Raw genomic sequence first — 13,928 nt, forward strand, 5'->3', positions numbered from 1 at the left:
ATCAGTGGTCCCGCCACCCGTTCCGGCCCGCGTTCTCGGTGTCGGACCACTCCGACCCGCCGGCGATTTCCCACGAAATCGCCGCGCGGCTTCGACGCGGGCCGAGCTCCCAACACCCTCGCAGCGGTACCGACCGCGGGTTCTCTCGGCGGGCTCTCGCGAGGAAGGCCCGACGTTGTGTAGTAACTACCCGATGTCGGGTCTCCCGGAGCGAGAGCCCACCGAGAGGTTCCGCCGGGTGACCACCCTGCCAAGCCTGGATGCTCAGACTTCCGTCAAGTGAGGTCGGCGAACCGCTCGACGTCGTTGGACCGGCCGGACACGATCAGGATGTCGCCGTGATGCAGCACGGTTTCCTGCGTGGCGTAGGTGAATCCCTCGCCGGGACGCTTGATCCCCACCACCGTCACCCCGTACTTGCTGCGCACCTTGGTCTCGCTCAGCGGGCGTTCCACCGCCGCCGCGGGGGCGCGGGTCTTGACGATCGCGTAGTCGTCCTCGAACTGGATGTAGTCCAGCATCCGGCCGGTCACCAGGTGTGCCACCCGTTCACCCATGTCGTGCTCCGGTAGGACGACCCGGTGGGCCCCGACCCGTTCGAGAATGCGGCCGTGCTGCCTGCTGATCGCCTTCGCCCAGATGTGGGGGATCTCGAAGTCGGCCAGCAGCGATGTGGTCAGGATGCTGGCCTCCAGGTCGTCCCCGATCGCCACCACGGCACGCCGGAAGTCGGGCACGTCGAGTTGGCGCAGCACCTCGGGGTCGGTGGTGTCGGCCACCGCCGCGTGGGTGACCACGTCCGAGAACTGCTGCACCAGGTAGGGCCGGTTGTCCAGCGCGAGTACCTCCGAACCGCCCTCGACGAGCTCCATCGCGAGCGAACCGCCGAAGCGGCCCAGCCCGATCACCACCACGCGGGACGGGCGTGCACCGTGACTCTGTCTACCCAACGATCGGTCGCTCCTCCGGCAAGTCGTAACGGCGGCCACGCTCCCGCAACGCCAGAGCGGAGGCCATGGTGATCGGGCCCAGCCTGCCGGTGAACATCAGCACGATCAGTACGAGCTCACCCGCTCGCGGCAGCTGTTCGGTGATGCCGGTGGAGAGACCGACGGTACCGAAGGCCGAGATCGATTCGAACAGGGTCACGTCCAGTTCGAAGGGGGTGATGACGAGCAGCAGCAGCGTCGCGGTGAACACCATGCCCACCGCCACCAACACCACGGTAAGCGCCTGGCGCTGCAGCCCCACCGGTAGTTTGCGTCCCAGCACGTGCACCTGCGCCTCGCCCCGCACCTCGGTGAATATCACGAATGCCAGCAGCGCGAAAGTGGTGACCTTGATACCGCCCGCGGTGCCCGCGCTGCCGCCGCCGACGAACATGAGTACGTCGTTGACCAGCATCGTGGTCGGGTTGATCTCGCCGATGTCCACGGTGGTGAACCCGGCGGTGCGGGGGGTTATGCCGTGGAACAGCCCGATCAGCAGTTTGCTCCCGGGATTCAGCGGCCCCAGGGTCTCCGGATTGTTCCACTCGAACGCGCCGAAGGCCAGCACGCCGACCACCAGCAGTGCGGAGTAGGCCAGCAGCGTCACCCGCGCGTGCAGCGACCAGCGGCGTCGTTTGCCGCGCAGCCTGCGGCCGATCTCGAACAGCACCGGGAACCCCAACCCGCCGACCACGACGGCGAACAGCACCGGCAGGCACACCAGCGGATCGGTGGCGTAGCGCTGCAGGCTGTCGGGGTAAAGCGCGAATCCGGCGTTGTTGAACGCGGAGACGGCGTGGAACACCCCGAAGTAGGCGCCCTCCCCCCACGATTGGCCGTACCCGAGCACGAACCGGAGGGTCAGCGCGAGCGCGGTGATCGCCTCCATCGCGAGGCTCAGCGTGATCACTCCCGCGATCACCGAGCGGACGTCACCGAGGCCGAGGCTCTTCGTCTCGGTCTGGGCGCTGCGGCGCATTCGCAGTCCCAGCCTGCGCACCACCAGCATGCCCAGCAGGGAAGCCAGCGTCATGATGCCGAGGCCGCCCACCTGGATGAGTCCGAGGATCACCACTTCGCCGAAGGTGGACCAGTGCGCGGCGGTGTCGACCACCACCAGGCCGGTCACGCACACCGCCGAGGTCGCGGTGAACAGCGCGGTCACCCAGTCCGTCGTACCGCCCTGCTCCGTCGAGACCGGCAGCATCAGCAGTCCGGCTCCCACGAGCACGGCCAGCGCGAAGCCGATGACCACCATCCTGGCCGGGTGGCTGGCCCGGAGGAACAGTCGCAGCAATGCGGCCGGCCGCCGCACCACGGCGGTCAGCGTCCCGTTCGGTCTCCCGCTGGTCGTCACGGCGCCCCCGCTGGTCCCGGCGCCGAGGAACTAGGCGTGTCCACGAGACGCGGAGGCTATCGCATTATCGTCGCCCATCACGAGCGACCCGCCGCGTCTTCGCAGTACAGCGGGCGAATCGGGTGATTCGGGTGACACGTGCCGGGGCGGTGCCCTCCCGGGGCTCGCCGCCCACGGGGCCGGCGAAGTAGGCTGACCGGCGTGCGGGTTCTGGTGGTCGACAACTACGACAGCTTCGTCTACAACCTCGTGCAGTACCTCGCTCAGCTCGGGGTGGAGTGCGTGGTTCGCCGCAACGACGTCGTGACCGACGAGGACGTCCGATGGTCCGACGGTGTGCTGCTCAGTCCCGGGCCGGGCAAACCCGAGGGTGCCGGGCGTTCCCTGGAGCTCGTCACCGGTTGCGTGCGCGAGAGCAGGCCGCTGCTGGGGGTGTGCCTCGGCCACCAGGCGTTGGGGGCCGCGCTGGGGGGCGTCGTCGAGCGGGCGCCGGAGCTGCTGCACGGCAAGACCAGCGAGATCGAGCACGGGGAAGCCGGTGTGTTCGCCGGGTTGCCGCATCCGCTCGTGGCGACGCGCTACCACTCGTTGACCCTGCGCCCGGACAGCGTGCCCGCTGAGCTCGACGTCACCGCACGCACCGCCGACGGGGTGGTGATGGGACTGCGGCACCGTGAGCTGCCGCTGGAGGGCGTGCAGTTCCACCCCGAGTCGGTGCTGACCGAGGGCGGGCACCGCATGCTGGCCAACTGGATGGACCTCGCCGGGTACGCGCCGGACTGGAACCTGGTCGAGGAGCTGGAACGCGGCATGCGGGAGCTCGCCGCGAACGCGCTGCGCTGACCGTCCGCCGGGGACCCGCCCGACACCGGGACCGACCCGACACCTGGGTGGGCCTGACACGAGACGTCACGGGCGTTGCCAGGTCCCGGACGTGTGCGATTCGTCCGGGGCGGTGGCTCCCACCCGTGACGGGTCCCGGGCCCGCGGCGATCAGTCGAAGATGCCTCCCCCGGGAGGATCCGTGCTCGACGTCTCGGTGGGGTTCTCCTCACTCTGTTCGACGCCGATCCGCAGCGTCACCTCACCGTTGCGGTCCAGCTTCGACCCGGCCGAGGGGGAGGTGGCCACCACCGTGTCCTCCTTCGAGGACTCGGAAACGGCCTGCTCGCCGGTCCTGACCGTGCCCTTGAAGCCCGCCTCGCGCAGCGCGGACTTGGCCTCGGACTCGTCGAAACCGATCAGGTCCGGCATCGACATCTGCGAGCCGTCCGAGACGGAGAGCGTGACCTCGGAGCCCTTGGCCACGCTCGACCCGCCGGAGGGGCTCTGGCTGACCACGGTGCCCTCGTCCTCGGTCGAGGCGACTTCCTTGGTCGAAACGTCGAAGTCCGCCGAGCTCAGGAGTTGTTCGGCCTGTTCGACCTGGAGCCCGGTCACGTCGGACAACGACTGCTTCGGGATGGCCTTGCCCACCACGACGTTGATCGCGCTGTCCGCTTCGGCCCGGCCGGTGGTGTCCTGTTCGATGATCTTGCCGACGTCCGACTGGTCCTGCACTTCCCGTTCCTGCCGGGTCCCGAGCTCCAGGTTCTTCTGATCCAGCGCGGCCCGGGCCTCTCCGATCGTCATCCCGCGCAGGTCGGGGACCTTCACCGAGTCGGGGCCGGTCCCCTTGATCAGCTCTATCCTCTGGTCGGGCGGGTACATCCCGGCCCCGGGCGTCTGGCTGATGATGGTGCCCTCTTCGCTGGCGGCGGACTGCTGACCCGGGTACGTGACATTCTGGAATCCGGCAGCCTTGATCTGCTGCTTGGCCTCCTGAACCTCCATGCCGGTCAGATCATTCAGCCGGAGTTGTTCCGGCTCTTTCGAACCGCTCCCGTTGAACATCACCAGAGCCAGCCCGGCCAGCAGGGCGAACACCGCCACGCAGGCGGCGGTGACCAGCCCGATCGTCCACCGCCTGCGCCTTCTGCGGTCGTAATCCTCGTCGTCGCCGTCGTAGTCCGGCGGCATGGCCGCCGCCGTGCGGGGCTCGCGTTCGTTGCTCACCCGGGTGGTTTCGGTCTCCCCGGCGGTGAGTTCGGTCTGCTCCTCCTCTGACATCACCAGCGGCGCCCTGGGGCGCTGACCGGAGAGCACCCGCACCAGGTCGGTACGCATCTCGGCCGCCGACTCGTAGCGGTTCTCCGGGTTCTTGCTCAGCGCCTTGAGGATCACCGCGTCCAGCTCGGCGGGGACCTGCTGGTTGACGTCGGAGGGTTTGCCGGGCTGTTCCCGGACGTGCTGGTAGGCCACGGCCACCGGCGAGTCACCGGTGAACGGCGGTTCACCGCACAGCAGCTCGTAGAGCACGCAGCCCGACGCGTAGACGTCGCTGCGGGCGTCCACGGTCTCGCCGCGGGCCTGCTCGGGGGAGAGGTACTGGGCCGTGCCGATGACCGCGGCGGTCTGCGTGACGGCCGCCTGTCCGTCGGCCACCGCCCGCGCGATCCCGAAGTCCATCACCTTCACCGCGCCGGAATCGGTGATCATGATGTTGGCCGGTTTCACGTCGCGGTGCACGATGCCGTGCCGGTGGCTGAAGTCCAGCGCGGCGGACGCGTCGGCCATGACCTCCATCGCGCGGCGCGGTGCCAGGGGACCCTCGGTCTTGACGATGTCCCGAAGCGTCCGGCCGTTGACGTACTCCATGACGATGTACGGCAGTGGCCCGTTCTCGGAGTCGGTCTCGCCGGTGTCGTAGACGGCGACGATGGCCGGGTGGTTCAGCGCGGCGGCGTTCTGTGCCTCCCTGCGGAACCGCAACTGGAAAGTGGGATCCCGAGCGAGGTCCGCGCGCAGCACCTTCACTGCGACGTCCCGGCTGAGCCGGACGTCACGGCCACGGTGTACCTCGGACATGCCCCCGTAGCCGAGGGCGTCCTCGATCTCGTAGCGGTTGGAGAGAAGTCGCGGTGAGCTCATCGCTGCGTCGTCCCGATCTGTGTCCACGAGCGTCCCATCAAGTTGCCCCGGAAAGTCGTGACGGCTGTCGCCGACCGGTTCCGGGCGCGGTGCGCGGTTCCCCCGACTTCGTTCTTAACGGCTCCACGCGTCTCGTCCGCGATCGACGAGATCGTGTCGGTGCCTTCGATTCGCGGTGGCAGTGCGTACTGCCGCGGTGTGTCGATTTCCCGCGTGCCGGGCGCCCGTTCCGCCATCGGCGTCGGAATCGACGAAGGCCGTCCCTCAGGATGCCGTACCGATCCGCCGTTGAATGCCTCCGGAGAGGCGAAATCGGCCAATCTCACACGACTGTCGGCGCCCGAGCGGGCACTCGGTGTGGCATCCGGGGCGGTCTGTCCGGCGCCGCGCGTGCCTGCCGAACGATCGTACGTCAGCAGCAACGCGAAACCACCGGCGATCAGTATCAGTACCACGAGCACGCCGAGCACCACCAACAGAGCGGTCCGGCGCCCTGGGAGGCGCCGCGAAGCCGGGTGTTCCAGTGGATGTCCCAGTGGGTGGTCGTGCCCAGGGCCGTTGTTCCCGCCACCCGCGATGCCGGGGGGTGGTGCCGGTTGTGGCGGGATGACCCCCGGGGGAACGGTGCTGCCCGTCGGGTGCGGTGCCCCCGCGGGTGGTGCGGGGTGGTTTCCCGGTGGTCGGTTGGCGCCGTACGTGGTGGGTGCCAGGTGTCCCCCGGTCGGTGGCAGTGCGTTCTGCTGTCCTCCGTGGGGTGGCTGACTTCCGGTCGGTGGCTGTGGGGGCGGCGGTTGCGGTACGTGAGGGTGTTGTCCTGTTGAACCCTGGCCCGCTGTCCCCTGTCCCGTCGCCGGCTGCCCCGGATACTGCTGCACCGGAGCGTGGCCGAGCGTGTGGGGCGGCTGCTGCGGAACCGTCAGTGCCACCGGGGTGGGCAGGGGTCTGCCCGCCCGCACGCTGGCCACCGCGTTCGCGAACTCGCCGCCCTCGGAGTAACGCCTGCGGGGGTCCTTCACCAGGGTCGTTTCGATCAGGGCTCGGGCTCCCGGCGGAACGTCCGGTGGCAGCGGCTGCGCCACGTCGCGGATGTGCATCATGGCGACGGTCACGGCGTTGTCGGAGAGGAAGGGACGGTGGCCACGCAGGCACTCGTACCCGACCACCGCCAACGAATAAACATCGCTGGCCGGGGTCGCCTCGCCACCGAGCGCCTGTTCGGGCGAGATGTAGTGCGCCGTCCCCATCACCATTCCCGAGCGGGTCACCGGTGCCGCGTCCGCTGCCTTGGCGATGCCGAAGTCGGTCAGCTTGATGGTTCCGTTCGGTGTGACCAGGATGTTTCCCGGTTTGACGTCGCGATGCACCAAACCGCGTTCGTGCGCGGCGTGTAGCGCGTTGCCCGCCTGTTCGAGCATCTCCAGCGTGTGCTCGGCCGTGATGCGTCCCTCCCTGGCGAGAATGGCGGCGAGGGGTTCGCCCTCGACGTGCTCCATCACCAGGTAGGCGGTGTCCTCCGGCCCGTCCGAGACGGCCGCCGCCTCGCCGTAGTCGTGCACCGCGGCGATTCCCGGATGGTTCAGCGAAGCGGTGGTGCGTGCCTCGGTGCGGAACCGGTGCAGGAACTCGGCGTCGCCGCACAGTTCGGGCTTGAGGATCTTGACCGCGACCGTGCGGTCCAACCGCACGTCCACGGCCTGCCACACCTCGCCCATACCGCCGACGGCTATGCGCGTGGCGAGCCGGTAGCGCTCGGCGAGCGTTTGGCCGGAGTTGGGCACCCGTCAGCCACCCCCCTGCAGGCCGGCGCGGATTACGGCTCGCGCCACCGGTGCGGCGATCTTGCTGCCGGTGGCGTCGGCCCCCACGTTGCCGCCGTCCTCCACGACGGCCGCGACCGCGATCCGCGGGTTCTCGGCCGGTGCGAAGGCCACGTACCAGCCGTGCGGATCCTTGCCCTCGCCGTGCTCGGCGGTGCCGGTCTTGGAGGCGATCTGCACTCCGCTGATCTTGCCCTCGTCGCCCGCGTGCTGCTCGGCCTTGATCATCATGTCCCGGATGGTGTGCGCGACGTCGGGAGAGACCGCCTGACCCAGCTCCTCGGAGTCGGTGCGGTCGAGCACCGACATGTCCGGGGCCAGCGTCTTCTCCATCAGGTGCGGCTTCATCACCTTGCCATCGTTGGCGATCGCCGCCGCCACCATCGCGTTCTGCATCGGGGTCATGCGCACGTTGAACTGCCCGATACCGCTCTGGTAGAGCTGCGCCTGGTTCTCGATGTCGCCGATCGAGGACTGTTCCACGCCCATCGGGATGTCGAGATCCTGGCCGAACCCGAAGCTCCGCGCGGTCTCCCGCAGCTTCTTCTCCCCGATGTCACCGGCGACCTCGGCGAAGGCGGTGTTGCACGAGCGTGCCATCGCCTCCCACAGCGGTGCCGTGGGCATGCTCCCGCACGTGGCGCCGCCGTAGTTGGGCAGCTGGGCGTCGACCTTCGGCAGCTTGATGGAAGACTTCGCGGTCACCTTGCTGTTGTAGTCGTACTTGCCGGTCTCCAGCGCGGCGGCCGCGGTGATCAGCTTGAACGTGGAGCCCGGCGGGTACAGCGTCGAGGTGGCCCGGTCGACCAGGGGATCGTCAGGTGCCTCGCGGAGCTCGTTCCACGCCTGCTGCTGCTCCTCCGAGGACAGGCTGGCCAGTCGGTTCGGGTCGTAGGACGGCGAGTTGGCCATCGCCAGGATCGAGCCGTCCTGCGGGTTCAACGCGACCACGGAACCACGCACGCCGCTGTCGGCGAGTTGGTCGTAGGCGGTCTGCTGCATGGCGGGGTTCAGGGTCAGCTCCACGTTGCCGCCCTGCTGTTCCTGACCGCTGAACATGCGCTGCAGCCGGTTCAGCGCCAGCGAGTCGGCGGTACCGCTGAGCACCTCGTTCTCGGCCCGCTCGATCCCGCCGCGTCCGTAGACGAACGAGAAGTAGCCGGTGGCGGGCGCGAAGGCCGGTCCGTTGGCGTACTCGCGCTTGTACTCGAACCGTTCGCTGTCGGTGGCCTCGGAACTGGCCAGCAGCTTGCCGTCGGCGATGATCTGGCCGCGCGGCGTGGAGTACTGCTGGTACAGCGTTCTGCTGTTGCCGGAGTGATTGCGCAGCGCGTCGGCCCTGATGACCTGCACATAAGTAGCGTTGGCCAGCAGTAGCACGATCATCGCCATCATGGCCATGGCCACTCGTCGTAGTGGCTTGTTCATCGTGGACGCTCCACCAGCTCGGTATGTGCTTCGGCGATCGGGGGTTGTTGCGGCTGCGGCTTACTCGGTTGCTGCGGGCGTCTGGAGGCGTCCGATATCCGAAGCAGCAGTCCCACCAGTACGTAGTTGCCGACCAGTGACGAACCACCCGCAGCCAGGAACGGTGTGGTCAGCCCCGTCAGCGGGATCAGACCGGTCACGCCGCCCGCGATGACGAAGACCTGCAGCAGCATCGCGAATCCCAGCCCGCCTGCCAGCAGCTTGCCGAAGGAGTCCCGAACCGCCAGCGCCGCCCGCAGGCCACGCGCGGTCAGCAACAGGTACACCAGCAGCAGTGCGGCGAGCCCGAGCAGCCCCAGCTCCTCGGCCGCGGCCGCGAGGATGAAGTCGTTCTTGGCGTAGGGCACGATCGCGGGACGTCCGCCGCCGAGGCCGGAACCGCCGATGCCGCCGGTGGCCATGCCGAACAGCGCTTCGCTCAGCTGGTAGCCGGAGTCGCTGGTCATGGGGTTCAGCCACGCGTCGACCCGCTGCTGCACGTGACCGAACAGCGAGTAGGCGGCCAGGCACCCCGCCGCGAACAACGAGAGCCCGATCACGATCCACACCGCCCGTTCGGTGGCGATGTAGATCATCACCAGCACGATGCCGAAGAACAGCAGCGAGGTTCCCAGATCGCGTTCCAGCACCACGATCCCGATCGAGGCCGCCCACGCGACCAGCACCGGAGCCAGGTCCCGCGCGCGGGGAAGGTCGATGCCGAGGAATCTGCGTCCCGCCGTGGTGAACAGCTCCCGCTTCGACACCAGGAAGGAGGCGAAGAAGATCAGCAGCAGGATCTTGGCCAGCTCGGCGGGCTGGAACGACAGTGGACCGAGCTTGATCCAGAGCTTGGCCCCGTTGATGTTCGGCGCGATCATACTGGGCAGCACGGCGGGCAGCGCCAGCGCCACCAGGCCCACCAGGCCGCAGGTGTAGCTGTACTTGGCCAGCGTGCGGTGGTCCCTGACGAACACCAGCACCAGTGCCAGCAGCACCAGACCGAGCGCGGTGTAGAACACCTGTGAGGGCGCCGCGGGCCCGAAGGGCTCTCCGGCGCGTTCGGCCTCGGCCGCGTTGCCGATGTCTATCCGGTGGATCAGCACCAGGCCGAGCCCGTTGAGGAACGCGACCAGCGGCAGGATCAGCGGATCGGCGTAAGGGGCCCAACGTCGGACCGCCAGGTGCGCCAGTCCGAACAGCGCGAGGAAAGCCAGCCCGTAGTAGAGGATCTGGCTCGCGGGCTGTGATTCCAGGTTGAGATTGACGAGTGTAAGTGCGCAGGTGACGACCACGGCGGCGAATGCCAGCAGCACCAGCTCCGTACCGCGCCGGGTCGGTGTGGTGGTCGCGGCGCCTGTCCCCTTGCCCGTGCCCGGTCCGCCCGGGGTCTCGCGGTTGTCCGGGTTGGTCGAGGTGGCTGCCATCAACTCACCGTCCGGCAGTTGACACCCGGTTCCTGTTCGGGAGAACTCAGCGGTGTTCCTTCGCTGGACGACTGCGAGTTCTGGTTCGTCGCGCTCGGCCCGGTGCTGGAGTCGGCGGGATCGTTCCGTGCGGAGGCGTCGGTGGCGGGGGACTGCTGTCCGTTGTCGTTGCCGGAACCGTTGTTACGGGTGTTGTCGTTGCCGGAACCGTCGTTGCCGGTGTAGCCCTGGTTGTTATCGGAGTTCTGCTCCGTGTCGTCGCAGATCGGCAGCAGCGCGCTCAGCCGCAGCCGGTGAATCGTCTCCCGCGCCTCGTCGAGGTCGGAAACCTGCGTTATCCCGTCGCGCACGTCGGCGCGCTGGGCTTCCTTGAGATCCTGCACCTCGATCGGTGTGCATCCCTCCGCCGCGCCGGGAGGGCAGGACAGCTCCAGCTGCCGGTGCATGCTCATCCCCAGCACACTGCCCTGCACACCCTGGAAGATCGCGACTTTCTGGGAGCCGTTCACCCCGATGTAGTACTGGTTGAACAGCCACCAGCGCCCCGCGAAGACCAGCCCCGCCAGCACCACCAGCACGCCGAAGCCGACGAGCATTCCTCGTAACCAGCGTCTCCGACGTGGTGGATCGGGGGGCGGGGCATCGAATTCCCGCTGCTGTGGCGTCGGCTGGCTCCGGGTGGCAGCCGAGGCGCGAGCCGCGGCCGAGTCGGGCTGCGGACGGGGGTTCTGGTCATCGAACCCGGCCGCTCCGGCGACTATCGGCGCGTCGTCGCCGAATTCGACGTCGACGACGTCGGCGACGATCACGGTGACGTTGTCCGGCCCGCCGCCCTTGAGGGCGAGCTCGATCAGCCGGTCGGCGGACTGCTGGGGATCTGATATCCCGAGTGCCTCGGCTATCGTCTCCTCGCTGACCACACTGGACAGACCGTCCGAGCACAGCAGGTAGCGATCGCCCGCTCTGGCTTCCCGTACCGCGAGGCTGGGTTCCACCTCGTGGCCGGTCAGCGCGCGCAGCAGCAACGAGCGCTGCGGGTGGTTGGCGGCCTCCTCCTCGGTGATCCTTCCCTCGTCGATCAGCGACTGCACGAAGGTGTCGTCGTGCGTGATCTGGGAGAGTTCGCCGTTGCGCACCTGGTACGCCCGGGAGTCACCGATGTGGACCAGGCCGAGTTTGCTTCCCGCGAACAGCATGGCCGTCAGTGTGGTGCCCATGCCGTCCAGATCCGGGTCGCTGGCGACCAGTTCCGAGATCGCGTTGTTGCCGGACAGCATCGCTTCGTGCAGTTGGCCCAGCAGGTCATCACCGGGTTCGTCGTCGTCGAGCGCGGACAACGCCGCTATGACGACCTTGCTTGCCACCTCGCCGGCGGCGTGGCCGCCCATGCCGTCCGCGAGGGCGAGAAGTCTGGGGCCGGCGTAGACCGAGTCCTGGTTGTTGGAACGGACCAGGCCGCGATCACTGCGGGCCGCGTAGTGCAGGACGAGGGTCATGAGCGCAGCTCGATCACCGTTTTGCCGATTTTGATCGGAGCTCCGAGCGGGACCTTGGTCGGCCCCGTAACCTTCGTCCGATCGAGGTATGTGCCGTTGGTGGAGCCCAGATCTTCCACGTACCAGTCCTGGCCCCGTATCGACAGCTTCGCGTGTCGAGTCGAAGCATAGTCGTCGTCCAGGACGAGTGTGGAGTCATCGGCGCGACCGATCATTATGGGACGCCCCTCCAGTGTTATTCGGGTTCCCGACAGCGCCCCTCCGGTGACCACGAGCTGCCGTGGTGACTTCGTCTTCGGGCGTGACTGCTTGCCGGACTTCTTGCCCGCTCCCGGAACCGACATGCGCAGTCCGGAAGCCGACTGCAGGTCGGAGCGCACCACACGCAGCGCTACGAGTACGAACAACCAGAGCAGGGCGAGAAACCCTGCTCTGGTCAGCTGAATCACCAGCTCGGACACTTGTTGGGGACGCTCCTAGTTTGCTGGTCGGCTCGTGCTGGTAGGGCAGGACTCAGCCCTGAGCCCGGAAAACCAGGGACGAGTGACCGACGCGAATGACGTCGCCATCGGCCAGCTGCCAGGTCTGCACCGGCGTGCCGTTGACCGTGGTGCCGTTCGTCGACCCCAGGTCGGCGAGCATCGCCGCCTGACCGTCCCACTGGATCTCGATGTGCTTGCGGGAGACCCCCGTGTCCGGCAGCCGGAACTGGCCTTCCTGCCCACGCCCGATCACGTTGCTGCCGTGCTGCAGGGTGTACGAGCGGTTGGAGCCGTCGTCGAGCTGGAGGGTGGCGGTCAACTGCCTGGGAGCCGCGTCCGGCGGGTAACCGCCCGGCGCTCCCGGCGGTGGGTATCCGGGTTGGCCGTAGCCGGGGGGCTGCTGGCCGTAGCCCTGGTCGGGGAAGCCGCCGGACTGGGGGTATCCGCCACCCGGCTGACCGTAACCGGGGGGTTGTGCGTAGGCCTGCTCGTAGCCGGGGGGTTGGCCGTAGCCGGGGGGCTGCTGGCCGTAGCCCTGGTCGGGGAAGCCGCCGGACTGGGGGTATCCGCCGCCGGGCTGACCGTAGCCCTGGTCGTAGCCCGGGGGTTGGCCGTAGGCCGGAGGGGGTGGGGGATAACCGGGCTGGCCGTAGCCGGGGGGTTGCTGGCCGTAGCCCTGGTCGTACCCCGGCGGTTGGCCGTAGCCGGGGGGCTGCTGGCCGTAGCCCTGGTCGGGGAAGCCGCCGGACTGGGGGTATCCGCCGCCGGGCTGACCGTAGCCCTGGTCGTAGCCCGGGGGTTGGCCGTAGGCCGGAGGGGGTGGGGGATAACCGGGCTGGCCGTAGCCCTGGTCGGGGAAGCCACCGGACTGGGGGTATCCGCCGCCGGGCTGACCGTAGCCCTGGTCATAACCGGGCTGGCCGTAGCCGTAGTTCGGGTCCTGCCCGTACTGGCCCTGGTCGTAGCCGTACTGCGCCTGCTGGCCGTACGGATCCCCCTGGGGATATTGGCCTGGTGGCTGGCTCATGGGTCGGTCTCCTGCGGTACGAGGTGTTGCCGGCCGTCGGCTTACGTCGGGGTCGACGGACGAGCTTATTCGAAACTGTCCCGTGTGCAGCGTCTCAGAGCGCTCCAGGGAGACTACGACGTCACCATATGTGTCCCACCGCTGCTCGGTGAGATGCTCCTGAACGCAGTCGGCGAGAAGATCGGTGACCCGATTCTCGTCCTCCATGAGTCGATCGTGATCGGTGGGGCTCAGCTGCACGACGTAGTGGTTGCACGCCAGCAATCTGCCGCCCGCGAGTTCACGCACCTGCAACTCGGCTTCCCGCTGCAGCGACTGCGCGACCTCCTGGGGAACGACTTTGCCGCCGAACACCCGCGCGAAGCTGTTGCCGACGATGCCTTCGAGCTTGCGCTCGAAGCGCTGCACGAGGCCCACGGCAATCCCCCTCCATAATCTCGACTCTTGCGTACCATCGTATCTGGCGCGACGAGCCGTTACAGCTACTAGTTCCGAGCGGGGGCGCACCCCGCGGGATTCCGGTGCCCCGACTGTGCTAGCCTGATCGGGAAGGTTGCGGAACACGGTTTCGTGGGCCGATTGTACCGATCGCTCACGGTCGGTGCGGCGCTTCGGACGAGGACCCCCGTTGAGGGAATCGGATCCGGGTGTTGTAGAGTGAGGTTACAACGGAAAAGCCCACGGGCGGGTGGCGGAATAGGTAGACGCGCACGGTTCAGGTCCGTGTGTCCGAAAGGACGTGGGGGTTCAACTCCCCCCTCGCCCACCGAGGGCCGACGACACGATGGGTGTCGGGTGACCGACACAATGTTTCGTCGAGCTTGGACGTGATGATCGGGGAGAGCTTCGCTTTATGCGGGGCTCTCCCCGATTTTTTGTGTGTCCTGGTCTTGTAG

9 protein-coding genes, 1 tRNA gene and 1 pseudogene are annotated in these 13,928 nt (G+C 68.1%); 2 read left to right on the forward strand and 9 right to left on the reverse strand.

From position 1 onward, the window contains the following. Positions 1-275 precede the first annotated feature (275 nt). The gene (locus J2S53_RS16250) at positions 276-914 is read right to left on the reverse strand and encodes an NAD-binding protein (protein ID WP_092978117.1); all 639 of its coding nucleotides are present in this window, start codon (positions 912-914) and stop codon (positions 276-278) included. Positions 915-942: 28 nt separating this feature from the next. Further along, on the reverse strand, positions 943-2,247 hold the full coding sequence (locus tag J2S53_RS16255) for a TrkH family potassium uptake protein (RefSeq protein ID WP_456242808.1): 1,305 nt from the start codon (positions 2,245-2,247) through the stop codon (positions 943-945). A gap of 300 nt (positions 2,248-2,547) precedes the next feature. On the opposite strand from J2S53_RS16255, the gene J2S53_RS16260 reads away from it, so the two are divergent. Further along, entirely contained in the window at positions 2,548-3,189 is a 642-nt protein-coding gene (locus J2S53_RS16260; RefSeq protein WP_456241684.1) for an aminodeoxychorismate/anthranilate synthase component II, read from the forward strand. Positions 3,190-3,339: 150 nt separating this feature from the next. On the opposite strand, the gene pknB is transcribed toward J2S53_RS16260, so the two are convergent. The 7 genes and pseudogenes from pknB to J2S53_RS16295 all read right to left on the reverse strand — a co-directional run bounded on the left by pknB (position 3,340) and on the right by J2S53_RS16295 (position 13,449). Beyond that, on the reverse strand, positions 3,340-5,316 hold the full coding sequence (pknB, locus tag J2S53_RS16265) for a Stk1 family PASTA domain-containing Ser/Thr kinase (RefSeq protein ID WP_456241685.1): 1,977 nt from the start codon (positions 5,314-5,316) through the stop codon (positions 3,340-3,342). Positions 5,317-6,098: 782 nt separating this feature from the next. Beyond that, positions 6,099-7,094, reverse strand: a pseudogene (locus J2S53_RS16270) (serine/threonine-protein kinase); the annotation flags it as partial. Between the two features lie 3 nt (positions 7,095-7,097). Then, entirely contained in the window at positions 7,098-8,561 is a 1,464-nt protein-coding gene (locus J2S53_RS16275) for a peptidoglycan D,D-transpeptidase FtsI family protein (RefSeq protein ID WP_456241686.1), read from the reverse strand. Then, positions 8,558-10,027 carry an FtsW/RodA/SpoVE family cell cycle protein gene (locus J2S53_RS16280; RefSeq protein ID WP_456241687.1) on the reverse strand — a complete coding sequence of 490 codons (1,470 nt, stop codon included), beginning with the start codon at positions 10,025-10,027 and terminating at the stop codon, positions 8,558-8,560. The genes J2S53_RS16275 and J2S53_RS16280 overlap by 4 nt, the downstream gene beginning before the upstream one ends. After that, positions 10,027-11,523: a protein phosphatase 2C domain-containing protein gene (locus J2S53_RS16285; protein WP_456241688.1), complete on the reverse strand. Its 1,497-nt coding sequence runs from the start codon at positions 11,521-11,523 to the stop codon at positions 10,027-10,029. Before J2S53_RS16285 ends, J2S53_RS16280 begins: the two co-directional genes overlap by 1 nt. Then, positions 11,520-11,984 (reverse strand): FHA domain-containing protein FhaB/FipA, encoded by a 465-nt coding sequence (locus J2S53_RS16290; RefSeq protein ID WP_092925187.1) that lies wholly within the window; start codon positions 11,982-11,984, stop codon positions 11,520-11,522. The genes J2S53_RS16285 and J2S53_RS16290 overlap by 4 nt, the downstream gene beginning before the upstream one ends. 52 nt (positions 11,985-12,036) lie before the next feature. After that, a complete protein-coding gene (locus J2S53_RS16295; RefSeq protein ID WP_456241689.1) occupies positions 12,037-13,449 on the reverse strand; it encodes a DUF3662 and FHA domain-containing protein in 1,413 nt (470 codons plus the stop codon). A 265-nt stretch (positions 13,450-13,714) separates the two neighbouring features. Between J2S53_RS16295 and J2S53_RS16300 the strand changes: the two genes are divergently transcribed. Further along, positions 13,715-13,798: transfer RNA gene (locus tag J2S53_RS16300), tRNA-Leu, on the forward strand. Positions 13,799-13,928: the final 130 nt, after the last annotated feature.

It is taken from the genome of Actinopolyspora lacussalsi (genome assembly GCA_030803735.1).
GTDB lineage: Bacteria > Actinomycetota > Actinomycetes > Mycobacteriales > Pseudonocardiaceae > Actinopolyspora > Actinopolyspora lacussalsi.

Coding starts and splice junctions, on each gene's coding strand:
- J2S53_RS16285 (WP_456241688.1), bottom strand. CDS start 11,523: ATGACCCTCGTCCTGCACTACGCGGCCCGCAGTGATCGCGGCCTGGTC.
- J2S53_RS16275 (WP_456241686.1), bottom strand. CDS start 8,561: ATGAACAAGCCACTACGACGAGTGGCCATGGCCATGATGGCGATGATC.
- pknB (WP_456241685.1), bottom strand. CDS start 5,316: ATGAGCTCACCGCGACTTCTCTCCAACCGCTACGAGATCGAGGACGCC.
- J2S53_RS16255 (WP_456242808.1), bottom strand. CDS start 2,247: ATGGTGGTCATCGGCTTCGCGCTGGCCGTGCTCGTGGGAGCCGGACTG.
- J2S53_RS16280 (WP_456241687.1), bottom strand. CDS start 10,027: ATGGCAGCCACCTCGACCAACCCGGACAACCGCGAGACCCCGGGCGGA.